20 protein-coding genes are annotated in these 18367 nt (G+C 62.2%); 5 read left to right on the top strand and 15 right to left on the bottom strand.

Annotation, left to right across the window (positions count from 1 at the left end; all coding sequences use genetic code 11):
• Nucleotides 1-469: 469 nt before the first annotated feature.
• From rpoS to ispF, 7 genes are all read right to left on the bottom strand, one after another.
• A complete protein-coding gene (rpoS, locus tag LO50_RS07765) occupies nt 470-1465 on the bottom strand; it encodes an RNA polymerase sigma factor RpoS (protein WP_003299327.1) in 996 nt (331 codons plus the stop codon).
• A 100-nt stretch (nt 1466-1565) separates the two neighbouring features.
• The gene (locus LO50_RS07760) at nt 1566-2366 is read right to left on the bottom strand and encodes a peptidoglycan DD-metalloendopeptidase family protein (RefSeq protein WP_044314630.1); all 801 of its coding nucleotides are present in this window, start codon (nt 2364-2366) and stop codon (nt 1566-1568) included.
• A gap of 79 nt (nt 2367-2445) precedes the next feature.
• A complete protein-coding gene (locus tag LO50_RS07755; RefSeq protein ID WP_023443764.1) occupies nt 2446-3381 on the bottom strand; it encodes a polyprenyl-phosphate transporter in 936 nt (311 codons plus the stop codon).
• 19 nt (nt 3382-3400) lie between these two features.
• Complete coding sequence (locus tag LO50_RS07750) at nt 3401-4036, bottom strand: protein-L-isoaspartate(D-aspartate) O-methyltransferase (protein ID WP_003299331.1); 636 nt, start codon at nt 4034-4036, stop codon at nt 3401-3403.
• A gap of 38 nt (nt 4037-4074) precedes the next feature.
• A complete protein-coding gene (gene surE, locus LO50_RS07745) occupies nt 4075-4824 on the bottom strand; it encodes a 5'/3'-nucleotidase SurE (protein ID WP_003299332.1) in 750 nt (249 codons plus the stop codon).
• Complete coding sequence (gene truD, locus LO50_RS07740; protein ID WP_044314629.1) at nt 4824-5864, bottom strand: tRNA pseudouridine(13) synthase TruD; 1041 nt, start codon at nt 5862-5864, stop codon at nt 4824-4826. The genes surE and truD overlap by 1 nt, the downstream gene beginning before the upstream one ends.
• The gene (gene ispF / locus LO50_RS07735; protein ID WP_003299334.1) at nt 5861-6334 is read right to left on the bottom strand and encodes a 2-C-methyl-D-erythritol 2,4-cyclodiphosphate synthase; all 474 of its coding nucleotides are present in this window, start codon (nt 6332-6334) and stop codon (nt 5861-5863) included. The genes truD and ispF overlap by 4 nt, the downstream gene beginning before the upstream one ends.
• A gap of 181 nt (nt 6335-6515) precedes the next feature.
• Between ispF and LO50_RS07730 the strand changes: the two genes are divergently transcribed.
• Nucleotides 6516-6818, top strand: a complete 303-nt coding sequence (locus LO50_RS07730; RefSeq protein WP_003285796.1) for an ArsR/SmtB family transcription factor — start codon at nt 6516-6518, stop codon at nt 6816-6818.
• A 38-nt stretch (nt 6819-6856) separates the two neighbouring features.
• Nucleotides 6857-7906: an alkene reductase gene (locus tag LO50_RS07725; RefSeq protein WP_044314628.1), complete on the top strand. Its 1050-nt coding sequence runs from the start codon at nt 6857-6859 to the stop codon at nt 7904-7906.
• Nucleotides 7907-8040: 134 nt separating this feature from the next.
• On the opposite strand, the gene fghA is transcribed toward LO50_RS07725, so the two are convergent.
• Complete coding sequence (fghA, locus tag LO50_RS07720) at nt 8041-8886, bottom strand: S-formylglutathione hydrolase (RefSeq protein WP_044314627.1); 846 nt, start codon at nt 8884-8886, stop codon at nt 8041-8043.
• 88 nt (nt 8887-8974) lie between these two features.
• Complete coding sequence (locus tag LO50_RS07715) at nt 8975-10090, bottom strand: S-(hydroxymethyl)glutathione dehydrogenase/class III alcohol dehydrogenase (protein WP_044314631.1); 1116 nt, start codon at nt 10088-10090, stop codon at nt 8975-8977.
• 163 nt (nt 10091-10253) lie between these two features.
• Between LO50_RS07715 and LO50_RS07710 the strand changes: the two genes are divergently transcribed.
• From LO50_RS07710 to LO50_RS07700, 3 genes are all read left to right on the top strand, one after another.
• Nucleotides 10254-11165 carry a LysR family transcriptional regulator gene (locus LO50_RS07710; RefSeq protein WP_044314626.1) on the top strand — a complete coding sequence of 304 codons (912 nt, stop codon included), beginning with the start codon at nt 10254-10256 and terminating at the stop codon, nt 11163-11165.
• Between the two features lie 125 nt (nt 11166-11290).
• The gene (locus LO50_RS07705; RefSeq protein ID WP_044314625.1) at nt 11291-11605 is read left to right on the top strand and encodes an HPF/RaiA family ribosome-associated protein; all 315 of its coding nucleotides are present in this window, start codon (nt 11291-11293) and stop codon (nt 11603-11605) included.
• A gap of 75 nt (nt 11606-11680) precedes the next feature.
• Nucleotides 11681-12847, top strand: a complete 1167-nt coding sequence (locus tag LO50_RS07700; RefSeq protein WP_044314624.1) for a baeRF3 domain-containing protein — start codon at nt 11681-11683, stop codon at nt 12845-12847.
• A gap of 33 nt (nt 12848-12880) precedes the next feature.
• Here LO50_RS07700 and ispD read toward each other — a convergent pair whose 3' ends face one another.
• From ispD to tilS, 6 genes are all read right to left on the bottom strand, one after another.
• Nucleotides 12881-13597, bottom strand: a complete 717-nt coding sequence (gene ispD / locus LO50_RS07695) for a 2-C-methyl-D-erythritol 4-phosphate cytidylyltransferase (RefSeq protein WP_044314623.1) — start codon at nt 13595-13597, stop codon at nt 12881-12883.
• A complete protein-coding gene (gene ftsB / locus LO50_RS07690; protein ID WP_044314622.1) occupies nt 13594-13872 on the bottom strand; it encodes a cell division protein FtsB in 279 nt (92 codons plus the stop codon). The genes ispD and ftsB overlap by 4 nt, the downstream gene beginning before the upstream one ends.
• A 142-nt stretch (nt 13873-14014) precedes the next feature.
• Complete coding sequence (eno, locus tag LO50_RS07685) at nt 14015-15304, bottom strand: phosphopyruvate hydratase (protein WP_014819919.1); 1290 nt, start codon at nt 15302-15304, stop codon at nt 14015-14017.
• A gap of 33 nt (nt 15305-15337) precedes the next feature.
• Nucleotides 15338-16183, bottom strand: a complete 846-nt coding sequence (kdsA, locus tag LO50_RS07680) for a 3-deoxy-8-phosphooctulonate synthase (RefSeq protein ID WP_044314621.1) — start codon at nt 16181-16183, stop codon at nt 15338-15340.
• Nucleotides 16180-17811, bottom strand: coding sequence for a CTP synthase (gene pyrG / locus LO50_RS07675; protein WP_044314620.1), 1632 nt, complete (start codon nt 17809-17811; stop codon nt 16180-16182). The genes kdsA and pyrG overlap by 4 nt, the downstream gene beginning before the upstream one ends.
• 166 nt (nt 17812-17977) lie before the next feature.
• Nucleotides 17978-18367: tRNA lysidine(34) synthetase TilS (tilS, locus tag LO50_RS07670; RefSeq protein ID WP_044314619.1), on the bottom strand; the 390-nt coding region annotated here is incomplete at its 5' end.

Here is an 18367-nt window from a genome sequence, read left to right as displayed (position 1 = left end):
AAAAAAAAAGGGGCGGGTTTGACCCCGCCCGCCTCCTTCCTTGTTCCCTGTATCCCTTCTCATCTTCCTGGATGACACCGCTTCCTGCGGCGGTCCTTGACCTTCATCCTGAAGGCCGCGCTAATCCCTGAGCACGGGTGCGATATTAATGATCGGCGTGACGACAACAAGCTGTGGCATCCGGCCGCAGCACTGCCTGGCCCATCCAGAGCATCTAATAAGTTCTATAAAAATCAGTAACTTGCGTAGTGATGCTGGCATAAATCGCCGGTCACCGTAGCTGTTTCGTGGGGTTTGCTTACAACGCTTGTAAGCAAATGCGTACACGGGGAGAGGACAACCAGGAAAATCGACCGCGGCGGATTAAGCCAAGGGATCGACCCAAGGCAGCGTGTGTAAGGGGTCAGGAAGAGTGCAGCAGCGGCGGGATTGTCGTCGGGCCCGGCAACCAGACCCGACGACATTGATGTCACTGGAACAGCGCGTCGCTCGACAGGCCGTTACGCTCGAGAATCTCGCGCAGACGGCGCAGCGCCTCCACCTGGATCTGGCGAACACGCTCGCGGGTGAGGCCGATCTCCTGCCCCACCTCCTCCAGCGTCGAGGCTTCATGGCCGCGCAGGCCAAAACGACGGATAACCACCTCCCGCTGCTTTTCGGACAGATCAGACAGCCATTGGTCGATGCTGTTGGACAGATCGTCATCCAGCAGGAGCTCGCAAGGATCGGTCGGGCGATCGTCGGTCAGTGTATCGAGCAGCGTCTTGTCCGTGTCCGGGCCAAGCGACACATCCACCGAAGTGACGCGTTCGTTGAGCCCGAGCATGCGCTTGACCTCACCGACCGGCTTCTCCAGCAGGTTGGCGATCTCTTCAGGGCTGGGTTCGTGGTCGAGCTTCTGGGTCAGCTCGCGAGCGGCCCGGAGGTAGACGTTCAATTCCTTGACCACATGAATCGGCAGGCGAATCGTGCGGGTCTGATTCATGATCGCCCGTTCGATGGTCTGTCGAATCCACCAGGTGGCATAGGTGGAAAAGCGGAAGCCGCGCTCGGGGTCGAATTTCTCCACCGCGCGAATCAGACCGAGATTGCCCTCCTCGACCAGATCGAGCAGGGAAAGACCGCGATTGACGTAGCGTCGGGCGATCTTCACCACCAGGCGAAGGTTGCTTTCGATCATGCGCTTGCGCCCCGCCGGATCGCCTTTCTGCGCCAAACGCGCGAAATGCACTTCTTCTTCGGGGGTCAGGAGGGGGGAGAAACCGATTTCGTTGAGATACAACTGGGTTGCATCTAGCGCCCGGTTGTAGTCGATGAACTTGTGCTGTTTGCTGGATGTGGCCTTGGGTCTGCCTGCACTGGCAGCCTTGGTCACTTTGTCTTTCTGGTCGAAGTGGATCGGCGTTTCCATGAGCAGAACCGCATCGTCGACGTCAAACTCCAGCGCGTGGTCTTTAAGTGCCATTTTATTCTTGTCCTGTTCCGAGTTCGACAACAGGCCCAAGCGGCGCGGGTCCCTGGCTACGCTCAAGCCCAACCTAGTGCTGGAACAGGCAGGCGACAGGTCAACGTCTTGGCAGGTATTGCAGCGGGTCTACGGGTTTGCCCTGGCGACGAATCTCGAAATGCAGCTTCACCCGGTCGGTTCCCGTCGATCCCATCTCGGCGATACTCTGTCCAGCCTTGACTTGTTGACCCTCCCGCACCAGCAGCCTGCGGTTGTGTCCGTAGGCGCTTACATAGGTATCGCTGTGCTTGATGATCACAAGTTCGCCGTAACCCCGTAATCCACTGCCGGCGTACACAACAGTCCCATCAGAAGCAGCCAGGACAGGCTGTCCCAAATCCCCAGCGATATCAATTCCTTTATTCAAACTACCGTTTGAGGAAAAACGACCGATGATCGTGCCGTTCGCTGGCCACGCCCAACCGCTTGCAGAGCGGGTCACAGGCGTAACCGGAGTGCGCGCCGGCTGGCTAACCGCAGGCTTAGGTTGCGTGGTGATCGCCGGCTGGCGCGGCACCGGATTGGCGACCACGACCTGAGTGGATGGGGCGGGACTGGAAGAAGGCTTGGGCACTGGCTGCGGTGTAGCAGCCGCCGTTCGGGTGGCGCCGCCGCTGAAGCGAATCCGCTGACCGGGATAGATGACATGCGGCGGCTGAATGCCGTTTACGCGGGCCAGATCGCGCCAGTCCCAGCCGAAGCGGAAAGCGATGGACCACAACGTGTCGCCGCGGCGCACGATGTACTGCCCGCTGGTGACACGATCACGCTGGTTGCGATCGACGACCTGCACACCACCGCCCGGAGGCGAGGATGCGCAACCGACCAGCGTGCCGGCGATCACCAGCACGCCGACCATCGAGCGGACCAAAGGGTCGCGAATCCACCGCCGTACTGCTGTGAGCCTCAATGCCCGCTCCCTTTCATAGACACGTGCGTCAAACGCCTTCCGTCATCGGCTGGCGTCGCCCGGCGAACCACTCGAGACCCAGCACCAGGACGATGCCGCCCACGGCCAGCAGTATGGCCAGCAGCAACTGTGGGTCCTGGCCAGTCAGATCGCCATAGGCGCCGGGCAGCAGATTCTGCTGCAGGACCGGAACGTTCTCGCCGCTGGAGTTGGTACGCCAGGTCAGCGTTTCCTTCCACGGCCAGACCTTGTTCAGCGAGCCGAGCATCAATCCGGTCAGAAACGCCAGGGTCAGGTCGCGCCAGCGCTTGAGCAGCCAGCTGAGGAACTTGGCAAAGCTGAGCAGACCCACCAGGCAACCGGCAGCGAAGATCGCCATCACGCCGATATCGAAGTTCTTTACCGCACCCAGCACCACCGGATACAGCCCCAGCAAGACGAGGATGAAGCTGCCGGATATCCCCGGAAGGATCATGGCGCAGATGGCGATGGCACCGGCGAAGAACAGGCTCAGGCCGTCACTGCCCCATTGCACCGGGGCCGCCACCGTTATCCAGTAGGCGAAACCGATACCCAGGCAGAAACTCACCAGCCGCGACAGGTTGCGCCGCTGGATCTCCTTGCCCACCAGATGCACGGAAACCAGGATCAGGCCGAAGAAGAAGGACCAAACGGGAATCGGATGCTCTTCCAGCAGGAAGGTAATCAGCCTGGCCAGGCTGAGGATGCTGGTCAGGATGCCGGCAAAAAGCACCACCAGAAAACTGCCGTTGGCGGTCTTCCACGCCTCGGCGACGCGCCCCCGCAGCAACGGGCGGATGGCATAGGGCACCGCACTGATCGAACGCAGCAGCTCGTCGTAGATGCCGGTGATGAAAGCCACCGTACCGCCCGAGACACCGGGCACCACATCCGCTGCGCCCATGGCCATGCCCTTGGCGTACAACAATAAAGCGTCTTTCATGCTTTCTTCCGCTGAATGATCAAATCACGGGGCCATTGAGCAGCGGCACGAAACGTACGGTATCCAGAAGATGACGCGAAAAGCCGTTCTCCTCTCGAATGATCAGCATGAGTTGCTGGACCTCGCCGGCCCCTACCGGGATCACCAGACGCCCACCGGGCGCCAACTGATCGAGCAGGGCCTGCGGCACATCGGCTGCCGCTGCGGTGACGATGATCCCGTTGTAAGGCGCCAATGCTGGCCAGCCTTCCCAACCATCGCCCCAGCGAAAGACCACATTGCGCAGCTTGAGTTCGGCGAGGCGCTCCTTGGCTCGGTCCTGCAGCGCCTGAATGCGCTCGACCGAGAAGACCCGCTCGACCAGCTGCGCCAGCACGGCGGTCTGGTAGCCGGAGCCGGTCCCGATTTCGAGAACCTTGTCCAGCGGCCCGTCGGCCAGCAGCAGCTCGCTCATGCGTGCAACCATGAACGGCTGGGAAATGGTCTGGTTGTGTCCGATCGGCAGCGCCGTATCTTCATAGGCACGGTGCGCCAGGGCTTCGTCTACGAACAGATGACGTGGCGTGCGGCGGATGACTTCGAGCACCTGGGCGCTGGAAAGACCTTCCTCGTACAGGCGCTGGATGAGGCGATCACGGGTGCGTTGGGAGGTCATTCCCGACCCATGCAGCAGGCTGTCTTGTTCGCGATTTCTCACAGCACGTTCTCCAGCCAGCTCTCGAGACCGTTGAAGGCCTCATGAAAAGTTCGATCCAGCTGCAGCGGGGTAATCGATACGTAACCCTGCATCACCGCATGAAAATCGGTACCCGGTCCGCCATCCTCGACGTCCCCGGCCACGGATATCCAGTAGCCCTCCTTGCCCCGAGGGTTGGCCTGTTTGACCGGCGGCTTGGCACGGCTGCGATGCCCCAGACGAGTGAGCTGGATACCACGAATGTGATCAAGCGGCAGGTTCGGCACGTTGACGCTGAGCACCGTGCGCGGCGGCACTTCGAGCTGGTCGTGCTTCTCCACCAGCAGGCGCGCGATATGCGCAGCGGTCGGCAGGTTTTCCGTCGAGCGGGAGACCAGCGAGAAGGCAAAGGCCGGGCGCCCGGTGAAGCGGCCTTCGATGGCCGCGGCGACCGTGCCGGAATAAAGCACATCGTCGCCCAGATTGGCGCCTAGGTTGATGCCCGAAACCACCATGTCCGGTGTTTCTTCGAGCAGCCCGTTCAGGCCCAGATGCACGCAATCGGTGGGCGAGCCGTTCAGCCCGATGAAGCCGTTCGGCATGCTGACAGGATGAAGCGGGCGGTCCAGGGTAAGGGCGCTGCTGGCGCCGCTCATGTCCTGGATCGGGGCCACCACCTTGCACTCGGCATAGTCGGCCAGCGCGTCATAAAGCGCGGCGAGCCCGGGTGCATACACCCCGTCGTCGTTGGCGATCAGAATACGCATCAGATGTCCGTCTGCCCTGCCAGGCTGACCAGCTCACGCACCACGGCGGTGGCGAAGCATCCGGTCGGCAGGACGAATTCCAGTTGCAGAATGTAAGGCTCGGGATAATGCCACGACAAACCGCCGATGGGGAGGCGAAGAATGCGCCGTTCGTGCTTCATTCCTGCCTGCGCCAACCAATTGGCGACCATGGGTTCAGTTTCGGCGACGGCGTTTTCCAGTGCCTGAATTTCGTCACCTGCTGGAGAGCCTTCCATGCCCCATAAAGGGCCGGTCGGATGCAGATCCAGAATCGTCAGGCGCGGGTCGCCGCACTCGTCCGGCCCGGCCGGGAAAAAGCTGCGACTGTCGGTGAATGCCAGGAGATCGCCTACCCGTGCCTGATCCCAGCTGCCATCCCCAACCCGTTCGGCGAGCACACGATTGAACAGGTAACTGCGACCAGCCGAAAGCAGCCGCGAACGCATGTTGCGCTGCTCCGGAAGCTCGCCTTTCGCCGCGAAGTGCCGTGCACCGTGCAGGTTGCTGCCCTCATAGCCGAAACGCTGCAGGCCGAAGTAATTCGGCACGCCGGAGGCCTTGATCCGCGCCAGCCGCTCATCCAGCGCGGCATGTTCACCGCGCAGCTCCGTCAAGCGTAGGCGGAAGCCATTGGCCGAGTGCGCGCCGCGCTGCAGCTTACGCTGATGCCGGGTGCGCTTGAGGATCGCCAGGCCGTCGCTCTCGGCAGCGGCAAGATCCGGATCGCTCTTGCCCGGCAGATGCAGGCTGAACCACTGGCGAGTCAATGCCTGGCGGTCCTTGAGCCCGGCGTAGCTGATCATCTTCAGCGGCACGCCAGCGGCGCGGGCGATGCGTTTGGCGGCTTCCTCGGTGTTCAGATTGCGCTTTTCCACCCATAACCAGAGGTGCTCGCCTTCGCCGGACAGCGGGATATCGAGCACTTCATCGACCTGAAAATCCTCGGCAATCGCTTTCAGCACGGCACTGCCACAGGGCTCGCCATGGGCGCGCGGCCCGAGCAGCTGATCTTCGGTCATGCGCGGACCAGCAAGGCAACCGCGTGAACGGCGATCCCCTCCTCACGCCCGGTGAAACCGAGCTTCTCGGTCGTGGTGGCCTTGACGTTGACCTGGTCCAGCTCGACCTGCAGGTCGGCCGCGATCAACGCGCGCATGCTGTCGATGTGCGGTGCCATCTTCGGCGCCTGGGCGATGATGGTGGCGTCGACATTGCCGACGACGTATCCCTTGGCCTGGACCTGGACGAGCACATGGCGCAGCAAAGCGCGGCTGTCGGCGCCCTTGAATTGCGGGTCGGTGTCCGGGAAGTGCTTGCCGATATCGCCCAGCGCAGCGGCACCGAGCAACGCGTCACTCAAGGCATGCAGCAGCACGTCACCGTCGGAATGAGCCAACAGCCCAAACCTGTGTGGAATCCGCACGCCGCCAAGCGTGATGTGATCGCCCTCGCCGAAGCGGTGCACGTCGTAACCGTGGCCGATACGCATAGATGCAAAACCCTGAAAATCTCGAGGCGGCGATTCTACAGGAGCCGGGTGCTGCTTGAGTGTCCGCGGCACCTCCCGATCATCGACACAGCCAATAACCACCATCAGTCGAATCGATCTCATATCGGAAAACAACGATATATAGTTCGCCTCATTCCGATATACAGCCCAGAGCCATCCCATGCCGGACGACTTCGACGACATCATCAAGGCCCTCGCCCACCCGCTGCGTCGCGACATCCTGCGCTGGCTGAAGGAGCCGCAGCGGTATTTCTCCGAGCAGCACCATTCGCTGGAAAACGGCGTCTGTGCCGGGCAGATCGACCAGCGTGCCGGCCTGTCGCAGTCAACCGTATCGGCCCATCTGGCGACCCTGCAGAAAGCCGGGCTGATCACCAGCCAAAAGGTCGGCCAGTGGCACTTCTTCAAGCGCAACGACGCGATCATCGAGTCGTTCGTCGAGCGCATCGGTCAGGAACTCTGAGTCCCTTTTCGCACCACCAGTAAAGGAGCGGTATTGCTATGCCCACACTTTTCGACCCGATCAAGATCGGCGATCTGGAACTGAACAACCGCGTCATCATGGCTCCCCTGACCCGCTGCCGCGCCGAGCCCGGCCGCGTTCCCGGCGACCTGATTGCCGAGTACTACGCCCAGCGCGCCGACGCCGGCCTGATCATCAGCGAAGCCACCTCGGTGACCCCGATGGGCGTCGGCTACCCGGACACCCCCGGTATCTGGTCCGCCGAGCAGATTCAGGGCTGGAAAAAGGTCACCGATGCAGTGCACGCCAAAGGCGGCAAGATCGTCCTGCAGCTCTGGCACGTCGGCCGTATCTCCGACCCGATCTACCTCGACGGCCAGCTACCGGTCGCACCCAGCGCCATCAAACCAGCCGGCCATGTCAGCCTGGTGCGACCAATGAAGGATTACGAGACGCCTCGTGCGCTGGAAACCGCTGAGATTCCGGGCATCGTTGAGGCCTACCGCAAGGGTGCGGAGAACGCTAAGGAAGCTGGTTTCGATGGGGTCGAGATTCATGGCGCGAACGGCTATCTGCTCGACCAGTTCCTGCAGGACAGCACCAACCAGCGCAGTGACGCCTACGGTGGCTCTCTGGAAAACCGCGCCCGGCTGATGCTGGAAGTGACCGATGCCGCCATCTCCGTGTGGGGCGCAGGGCGTGTTGGCGTACACCTTGCGCCGCGTGCCGACTCCCATGACATGGGCGATTCCAACCGCGCCGAGACCTTTGGCTATGTTGCCGGTGAACTGGGCAAGCGCGGTATCGCCTTCATCTGCACTCGCGAAAAAGCCGGTGAAGACAGCCTCGGCCCACAGCTGAAGAAGATATTCGGTGGCATCTATATCGCCAACGAACGCTTCACCAAGGAACAGGCCAACGCCTGGCTGACTGAGGGCAAGGCCGATGCCGTGGCCTTCGGCATCCCGTACATCGCCAACCCGGATCTTGTCGAGCGCCTGCGTCAGGACGCACCGCTGAACGAGCCGAAACCCGAGCTGTTCTACGCCCAGGGCCCGGCTGGCTATACCGATTATCCGTCGCTCTAAGCTCCTGGCGATGGAAAGGCCCGACCGGCATGTCCGGACGGGCCTTTTTTATTCCTGCCGCACAGGCACCTGACGTATCGACCAGCGCGGCGAGCCGAACCGGACGCGCGGCTGAGGCTCCACCGTCATCCACCCTACACCTTTAGCGCCTCGGCATGATGACGCAGGTGATCATCGATAAAGCTGGCGATGAAGTAGTAGCTGTGGTCGTAGCCCGGCTGGATGCGCAGCGTCAGCGGGTGGCCGGCCGCCGCAGCGGCTGCTTGTAGTGCCTGCGGTTTGAGCTGTCCCTCCATGAAATCATCGCGATCGCCCTGGTCGACCAGCATCGGCAGCTTCTCGCCGGCCTCGGCAATCAGTGCGCAGGCATCCCACTCGCGCCAACACGAACGATCCTCGCCGAGATAACGGCTGAAGGCCTTCTCGCCCCACGGGCAGTCGAGCGGATTGCTGATGGGCGCGAACGCCGACAGCGACTGGTAGCGACCGGGATTCTTCAACGCGCAGACCAGCGCGCCGTGGCCACCCATCGAATGCCCGCTGATGCCTCGGCGATCGGATACCGGGAAGTTCGCCTCGACCAGTGCCGGCAGCTCGTCGACCACGTAGTCGTACATCCGGTAATGCTGAGCCCAGGGTTCTTGCGTCGCATTGAGATAGAAACCCGCACCCAGGCCGAAGTCCCAGGCACCCTCGGTGTCATCCGGCACGCCCGCTCCGCGCGGGCTGGTATCCGGCGCGACGATGATGAGGCCGAGCTCGGCCGCCATGCGCAGCGCCCCGGCCTTCTGCATGAAGTTCTCATCGGTGCAGGTCAGCCCCGACAGCCAGTACAGCACCGGCAGCTTTTCGCCCTGCTCCGCCTGAGGCGGCAGATACACGGCAAATACCATGTCGCAGGCAAGGCTGCTGGAACGGTGGCGATAGCGCTTGTGCCAGCCGCCGAAGATCTTGTTGCTGGAAACGATTTCAAGGGTCATGAACAGGCCTCGCGAAGGTGGAAACCGCGCGGGCTTCCACCGGTCGAGGTGGACAAGCCGTCTGGCGACGGCGTTATCCACCCTGGGATCAGAAGTGAATGACGGTCCGGATGCTCTTGCCTTCGTGCATCAGGTCGAACGCTTCGTTGATCTGGTCCAGCGGCATGTTGTGGGTAATGAAGGTGTCCAGTGGAATCTCGCCGCTCTGCGCCTTCTCCACATAGCTCGGCAGCTCGGTACGACCCTTCACGCCGCCGAACGCCGAACCGCGCCAGACGCGTCCCGTGACCAGCTGGAACGGACGGGTACTGATCTCCTGCCCCGCACCGGCGACGCCGATGATGGTCGATTCGCCCCAGCCCTTGTGGCAGCACTCGAGCGCCGCGCGCATCAGTTGAACGTTGCCAACGCACTCGAAGGAATAGTCGACGCCGCCGTCGGTCATCTCGACGATCACGTCCTGGATCGGCTTGTCGTGGTCCTTCGGATTAACGAAATCGGTGGCGCCCAGTTCTTCGGCAATGGCGAACTTGCCCGGATTGATGTCGATGGCAATGATCCGGCTGGCCTTGGCCATCTTCGCACCGATGATCGCTGCCAGGCCGATGCCGCCCAGGCCGAATATCGCCACGGTCGCCCCCTCTTCCACCTTCGCGGTGTTGAGCACGGCACCGATACCGGTGGTGACGCCGCAACCGAGCAGGCAGACCTTTTCCAGCGGGGCCTCTTTCGGGATCTTCGCCACCGAGACTTCCGGCAGCACGGTGTACTCGGAGAAGGTCGAGCAGCCCATGTAGTGGTAGATCGGCTCGCCCTGATAGCTGAAGCGGGTGGTGCCGTCGGGCATCAGGCCCTTGCCCTGAGTGGCGCGAACCGAGCTGCAGAGGTTGGTCTTGCCCGACTTGCAGAACTTGCACTGCCGGCATTCGGCGGTATAGAGCGGAATCACGTGATCGCCGACGGCAACCGAGGTGACGCCCTCACCCACCGCCTCGACGATGCCGCCGCCCTCGTGACCGAGGATGCACGGAAACACGCCTTCCGAATCCTCGCCCGAGAGCGTGTAAGCATCGGTGTGGCACACACCGGTGGCGACGATGCGGATCAGGACTTCGCCAGCCTTGGGTGGGTCTACGTCCACTTCCACGATCTGCAGAGGCTGGTTGGGGCCGAAGGCAACGGCGGCGCGCGACTTGATGGTCATGGACATCACTCTCGATGTGATTGGAAAGCAGAGAGTGTAATTCATGGCCAAACGGGGATTAACGATGGCCTCGGGAAAACATTATTGCTGTTGAGGGACAATCAGCGCTCATCACGTTAGGATATTTGCAACCCGCTTGCTGGAATCTGACACCGGAGAACCCATGAGCCGCTGGGAAGGCCTCGACGAATTCGTGGCTGTCGCCGAATGCGGCAGCTTCATGCGCGCCGCTGAGCGGCTGCGGGTTTCGTCCTCGCATGTCAGCCGACAGGTAGCGCGCCTTGAAGAACGCCTGCAGGCGCGTTTGCTCTATCGCACCACCCGCCGCGTCTCGCTGACCGAGGCCGGGCATACCTTCTTCACCCGCTGCCAGCGCTTGATCGAGGAACGTGACGAAGCCTTTCTGGCCATCAGCGATCTGCACAGCGCACCGACCGGGCTGTTACGCATGACCGCTGCAGTGGCCTATGGCGAGCGCTTCATCGTGCCGCTGGTGAACGAATTCATGGCCCAGCACCCGCAACTGCGCGTCGATATCGAGCTGTCCAACCGCACCCTCGATCTGGTTCAGGAGGGCTACGACCTGGCCATCCGCCTCGGCAAACTCGGCGAGTCGCGCCTGGTCGCCACCCGCATCGCGCCGCGAGCAATGTACCTGTGCGCTGCACCGAGCTACCTGGAACGCTACGGACGGCCACACACCCTGTCGGAGCTGGCGCGACACAACTGCCTGATCGGCACGAGCGACATCTGGTCGTTTCAGATCGAGGGCCGCGAGCAGCACTTCAAGCCCAGCGGCAACTGGCGCTGCAACAGTGGCGAGGCGGTGCTGGATGCAGCCCTGCGTGGCTTTGGCCTGTGCCAGCTGCCGGACTACTACGTGCAAGGGCCGCTGCGTCGCGGCGAGCTGGTTTCGCTACTGGAAAGCAATCAGCCGCCAGATACCGCCGTGTGGGCGGTTTACCCGCAACGGCGCTACCCGCTACCGAAAGTTCGCCTCTTGGTCGAGGCGCTCAAGACCGGTCTTGCCAAGCGTTCGGAGTACGCCGGGACTCGCGACCGGAACGGGCACTGAACCGCGCGTCAGACGCCTCTAATGACGCGGAACCCGCCTTAATCCCCCACGTCGTACCCTGTGTAGCTGCTGCTCTTCGAGCCGCCCGCGCTGGACGAGCGCAGCGCTGCAATCAGGAGGAAACCATGCAGGTTCTGGTGAACAGTAACCACAGCATCAGCGTCACCGCCGATCTGGAAGAGCGAGTGAAGGCCACGGTCGAGACCGAACTGGAGCGCTTCGATGATCATCTGACCCGAGTCGAGGTCCATCTCAACGACGAAAACAGCAGCAAGAGCGGCCCCCATGACAAGCGCCGCCAGATGGAGGCGAGGGTCAAGGGTCACGACCCCATCTCGGCCACCCACAAGGCCGAAACGCTGGACCTGGCAATCAACGGCGCCGCGGAGAAGCTGAACCACGCGCTGAGCCACGTTCTGGACAAACTCAACCGCCACTGACTGGCCCTCGATGGCCAATGAGCGCGCCATCGACACTTCTGCGAGGGACCGAACCACCGCTACTGGAGGCCACGCATGAACCGACTGCTCGACCGCGAAACCCTGACCAAACTGCTGTCAAAACGAGACGGGCCCTGCCTGTCCGTGTACCAGCCCACTCATCGCAGCTTTCCCGAGCGTCAGCAGGACCCGATCCGCTTCAAGCACCTGGTCAAGCAGCTGGAAGAATCACTCAAGCAGCAAGGCCATGGCGACAAGGCACACACCCTGCTCGAGCCGTTCTACGCCCTGATCGATAACAGTGACTTCTGGAACCACAGCCTCGACGGCCTGGCCGCTTTTGCCGCCAAGGACTACTTCCAGGTCTATCGACTGCAACGCAGCGTGCCGGAAATGGCGGTGGCCAACGCGCGCATGCACCTCAAACCGCTGGTACGCATTGCACAGTCAGCCGACCGCTTTCAGATCCTCTGCCTCTCGCGCGACTCGGTATGCTTGTTCGAGGGCAACCGTGATGCCCTCGACGAGGTGAAGCTGCACGACGGTGTGCCCCGGACACTCGCCGACGCCTTGGGCAGCGACCTCACCGAGAAGGGTCAAAGTGGGTTTCCCCAGGGTTATGGCCGCTCCAGCGAACGCGGCGACCCGATGCAGGTGGAGGCCGGCGGCAGCGGCAAGCAGGCGGAGATCGACCGGGACCGTGATCGCTACTTTCGCGAAGTCGATCGCGCCATCACCGAACATCACTCGCGCCCATCCGGCCTGCCGCTGATCCTCGCCGCTCTGCCCGAGCAGCAGTCGCACTTCCGACGCCTCAGCCACAATGACTGCCTGCTGCCGGAGGGCATCGAGACCGGCCAGAACGCATTGAGCGTCAATGAGCTGCGTGAGAAAAGCTGGATGGTGATGCAGCCGCGCTATCTCAAGCGCCTGGAAGGCTTGCTCAACCAGTTCGGCGCATCCCATGGCCAGGGGCTGGCATCCGACCACCTCGAGGATATCGGTCAGGCCACCCGACAAGGCCGGGTCGCCACCTTGCTGGTGGAGGCCGAGCGGCAGATTCCCGGCCATGTCGACAAAACTGACGGAACGGCAACGCCGACCAGCGAAGATGACGTCAACACACCCGATCTTCTGGACGAGCTGACCATCTGGACACTCGAGCAAGGTGGAGACGTGGTTGTGGTACCGACCGAACGGATGCCGACCGGCACCGGCGCGGCGGCGATCTATCGCTTCTGATGTAAATGGCGGGCAGGCAACCCCTGCCCGTTCTCAAGACTCGCGGTCTGTCTTCCAGCGCTGCGCCAGCCACTCCAGATCTTCGGGCCGGGTGACCTTCAGGTTGTCCGCCCGCCCTTCTACCACCCTAGGCGAGTGACCTGCCCACTCCAGTGCCGACGCCTCGTCGGTAACCTGCATACGGGACGCGAGTGCAGCTTCGAGCGCGTCGCACAACATGCCCAGGCGGAACATCTGCGGAGTGAAAGCCTGCCAGATGACGCTGCGGTCCACCGTCTCCACCACACGCCCATCCGGACCTACGCGCTTGAGGGTGTCCCGCGCCGGAACAGCCAGCAGACCACCGACCGGATCATCGGCCAACTCGGCCAGCAACCTGTCCAGATCCTCACGCGCCAGATTGGGACGGGCCGCGTCGTGCACCAGCACCCAGTCATGCTCATTCGCGCCCAGCTCATCAAGGCGCTGCAGCCCACTGAGCACCGAATCGCAACGTTCACGACCGCCCGGCGCAAGCTGCACGCGAGCATCGCGAGCGCAGGGCAGCGCCGGCCAGTAGGGATCGTCAGGCGCGATGCAAACCACCAAACCAGCAAGTGCCGGGTGGTCCAGAAAACAATCGAGGGTGTGTTCGATGATGCTGCGCTCACCCAGCAACAGATACTGCTTGGGACGGTCAGCGCGCATACGACTGCCGACGCCGGCAGCCGGGATGACGACCCAGAAGGCAGGCTGATCGCGCGGGCTCATTCGATCAGCTGATAGAGGGTTTCACCCTCTTTGACCATGCCCAGTTCCTGGCGAGCGCGCTCTTCCACGGTTTCCATGCCCTGCTTGAGCTCCATCACTTCCGCTTCGAGAATGCGATTGCGCTCCAGAAGCCGCTCGTTCTCACCCTGCTGTTCAGCGATCTGCTTGTTCAGGCCATTGACCTGAGCCAGGCTGCCCTCGCCCACCCAGAGACGGTACTGCAGACCACCCAGCAGCAGTATCAGTACGACGAACAACCAGTAGGGGCGACGCATAGAAGGCATGAAACGACTTCAGCTGAAATTCGGGTATTGGCAAACATCGACGGCTCTGGACGCACGAAGAGTTTGCACGCGGGCACGGAGCGATTGAAACAAAAAAGGGCGACTTGCGCCGCCCTTTTTTAAGCACCGCGGATCAGCCGCGGAATTCGGCGCGACCCTTGTACGGTGCCTTGCCGGCCAGCTGCTCTTCGATACGCAGCAGCTGGTTGTACTTGGACACGCGGTCGGAACGGCACAGCGAACCGGTCTTGATCTGACCAGCGGCAGTACCCACCGCCAGGTCGGCGATGGTGCTGTCCTCGGTCTCACCGGAACGGTGCGAAATCACCGCGGTATAACCAGCAGCCTTGGCCATCTGAATGGCTTCCAGAGTCTCGGTCAGCGAGCCGATCTGGTTGAACTTGATCAGGATCGAGTTACCGATCTTCTCGTCGATGCCGCGCTTGAGGATCTTGGTGTTGGTCACGAACAGGTCGTCACCGACCAGTTGCACCTTGTCGCCGATCTTGTCGGTCAGCACCTTCCAACCGGCCCAATCGGATTCGTCCATGCCATCTTCGATGGAGATGATCGGATAGCGCTGGCTCAGACCGGCCAGGTAGTCGGCGAATCCGGCAGCGTCGAACACCTTGCCTTCGCCGGCCAGGTCGTACTTGCCGTCCTTGAAGAACTCGGAGGAAGCGCAGTCCAGAGCCAGTGTGACGTCATCACCCAGCGTGTAGCCGGCGTTGGCGACGGCTTCGGCGATTGCGGCCAGGGCGTCTTCATTGGACGCCAGGTTCGGCGCGAAGCCCCCCTCGTCACCCACGGAGGTGCTCAGGCCACGGGCCTTCAGCACAGCCTTCAGGTGGTGGAAGATCTCGGCGCCCATGCGCAGCGCGTCGGCGAAGGTCTTGGCGCCGACCGGCTGGACCATGAATTCCTGGATGTCGACGTTGTTGTCTGCATGCTCGCCGCCGTTGATGATGTTCATCATCGGTACCGGCATGGAGTAGACGCCCGGGGTGCCGTTCAGATCGGCAATGTGCGCGTACAGCGGCACGCCCTTGGCCTGAGCAGCAGCCTTGGCGGCAGCCAGCGACACGGCAAGGATGGCGTTGGCCCCCAGCTTGCCTTTGTTCTCGGTACCGTCGAGCTCGATCATCGCCTGGTCCAGCGCTTTTTGATCGAGCGGGTCCTTGCCCAACAGCAGGTCACGGATCGGGCCATTTACGTTGGCTACGGCGGTCAGTACGCCCTTGCCCAGGTAACGACTCTTGTCGCCATCACGCAGTTCCAAAGCCTCGCGGGAACCGGTGGATGCACCAGACGGCGCGCAGGCGCTGCCGATGATGCCGTTGTCCAGGATCACGTCGGCTTCCACTGTGGGGTTGCCACGGGAATCGAGAACTTCACGCCCCTTGATGTCGACGATCTTTGCCATTGTTGTTAACACTCCGTAGATAGCTGCAAGGCTTCAAGCAGTTTCGATTGGCGGGAAATTCTTGACGAGATCATCCAGCTGCTTGAGCTGGGTAAGGAAAGGCTCGAGCTTGTTCAGGCGCAGCGCGCACGGGCCATCGCACTTGGCGTTGTCCGGATCCGGATGCGCTTCGAGGAACAGCCCAGCCAGGCCATGGGACAGGCCGGCCTTCGCCAGATCGGTGACCTGGGCACGACGACCACCCGCCGAATCGGCGCGACCGCCTGGCATCTGCAGGGCGTGGGTGACATCGAAGAACACCGGGTATTCGAACTGCTTCATGATGCCGAAGCCGAGCATGTCGACGACCAGGTTGTTGTAACCGAAGGAGGAGCCGCGTTCGCAGAGGATCAGCTGATCGTTGCCGGCTTCCTCGCATTTGCGCAGGATATGCTTCATCTCCTGCGGCGCGAGGAACTGCGCCTTCTTGATGTTGATCACTGCGCCGGTCTTAGCCATCGCCACGACCAGATCGGTCTGCCGGGAGAGGAAGGCCGGCAGCTGGATGATGTCGCAGACGTCCGCGACGGGCTGCGCCTGCCAGGGCTCGTGCACATCGGTGATGACCGGCACGCCGAAGGCCTTTTTCACGTCCTCGAAGATCCGCATGCCCTCTTCCAGCCCCGGGCCACGGAAGGAGTTGATCGAGGATCGGTTGGCCTTGTCGAAACTGGCCTTGAACACGTAGGGAATGCCCAGTTTCTCGGTCACGCGCACATATTCTTCACAGGCCCGCATGGCCAGGTCACGCGATTCGAGCACGTTGATGCCGCCAAACAGCACGAACGGCTTGTCATTGGCGATTTCTATGTTGCCGACGCGGATGATCTTCTGGCTCATGCCTTGCTCGCCTTGTAATCCAGCGCCGCCTGGACAAAACCGCTGAACAGCGGATGACCGTCACGCGGCGTGGAGGTGAATTCGGGGTGGAACTGACAGGCCACGAACCAGGGATGATCGGGCGCTTCCACGACCTCGACCAGCGCACCGTCACCGGACCGTCCGGTGATTTTCAACCCCGCTTCCTGCAATTTTGGCAACAGGTTGTTGTTCACTTCGTAGCGATGTCGATGACGCTCAACGATGCGCTCCTGTCCATAGCAGTCGAACACCTTGGAGCCGGTCTCCAGACCGCACTCTTGGGCACCCAGACGCATGGTGCCACCCAGATCGGAGGCGTCGCTGCGAGTCTCCACCGCACCGGTGGCATCGGCCCACTCGGTGATCAGGCCCACCACGGGGTGCGTACTGTCCTTGTCGAATTCGGTGGAGTTGGCGTCGCTCCAGCCCAGCACGTTGCGGGCGAACTCGATCACCGCCACCTGCATGCCAAGGCAGATGCCGAGGTAGGGAATCTTGTTTTCGCGAGCGTACTGCACCGTGGCGATCTTGCCTTCCACACCACGCAGACCGAAACCACCCGGAACCAGGATCGCGTCCATGCCTTCCAGCAGGCCGGTGCCCTGGTTCTCGATGTCTTCGGAGTCGATATAACGGAGGTTCACTTTGGTACGGCTCTGAATGCCAGCGTGACTCATCGCCTCGATCAGAGATTTGTAAGCATCCAGAAGTTCCATGTACTTGCCGACCATGGCGATGGTGACTTCTTTTTCGGGGTTCAGCTTGGCGTCCACCACGCGATCCCATTCCGAAAGATCGGCACCACGGCACTCTAGGCCAAAACGTTCGAGCACGTAGTCATCCAGACCCTGGGCATGCAGCATGCCGGGAATCTTGTAGATGGTGTCGGCGTTCGGCAGGCTGATCACCGCACGCTCTTCGACGTTGGTGAACAGGGCGATCTTGCGCCGCGAGGACAGGTCGATCGGCACTTCCGAGCGGCACACCAGCACATCCGGCTGCAGACCGATGGAACGCAATTCCTTCACCGAATGCTGGGTCGGCTTGGTCTTGGTCTCGCCCGCGGTGGCGATGTAAGGCACCAGCGTCAGATGCATTAGCATGGCGCGCTTGGCGCCAACCTCAACACGCAGCTGGCGAATCGCTTCCAGGAACGGCTGCGACTCGATATCGCCGACGGTGCCGCCGACTTCAACCAGCGCCACTTCGGCATCGCCGGCACCCTTGATGATGCGCCGCTTGATCTCGTCGGTGATGTGCGGAATCACCTGAATGGTCGCACCCAGATAGTCGCCACGGCGCTCACGGCGCAGCACGTCTTCGTAGACACGACCGGTGGTGAAGTTGTTGTTCTGGGTCATGCGCGTGCGAATGAAACGCTCGTAATGGCCCAGGTCGAGATCGGTCTCGGCGCCGTCGTGGGTGACGAACACCTCGCCGTGCTGAAACGGGCTCATGGTGCCCGGATCGACGTTGATATAAGGGTCCAGCTTGAGCATCGTGACCTTCAGGCCCCGCGCCTCCAGGATGGCCGCCAATGAAGCCGAGGCGATGCCTTTCCCCAATGAAGAAACAACACCACCCGTGACGAAGATGTAGCGCGTCATGAAAAACCCTAGAAGTCTGCGTTAAGCGGCTAGCGCCGCGAGGGGAAAGCGAAGGTGCCATCGCGCCCGAGGCGGCAACGGCTCAGCTGCTACGGTTCGGAAGATCCGTGAAAGCTGTATTGAGACGGGAGCGTAGTCTACTGGATCAGCCCCACATGCTCAAACCTCAGTCAGCCGGCGGCAACGTCCAGACCAGCGAAACGGCAGCTGCGTCGAGTTGCGGCAGATTGCCCACCGCGATCAACTGGTCTTCGCAGAAAAGCAGCGGCAGGCGCGCCCGAACGAAGCCCGGCACGCCGTTCTCATTGAGCAAGCGCTTGAGGTCACGCCGGCCGCGGCCGGGCAGTACCAGCCACTCGCCGCCGGCTCGGTAGCGCACCTGCAGTCGGCCTGCCGGGGCCGTACCGATCAGGTGCAGGCTGCCATTGCCGGGCAACGACAGATCGGTCGATGGCTGCGGCCAGGCGAGCGGCCCCTCTGCCGGCAGCAACCATGAATTGCCCACCCACCAGACCCGCTCGCCGGTGCGCTGCAACTCGCCACGCCCCAGCCGCCA

It is taken from the genome of Stutzerimonas stutzeri (assembly GCF_000935215.1).
In the GTDB taxonomy this organism is placed as follows: domain Bacteria; phylum Pseudomonadota; class Gammaproteobacteria; order Pseudomonadales; family Pseudomonadaceae; genus Stutzerimonas.
This window is presented reverse-complemented; position numbering and strand designations above follow the sequence as displayed.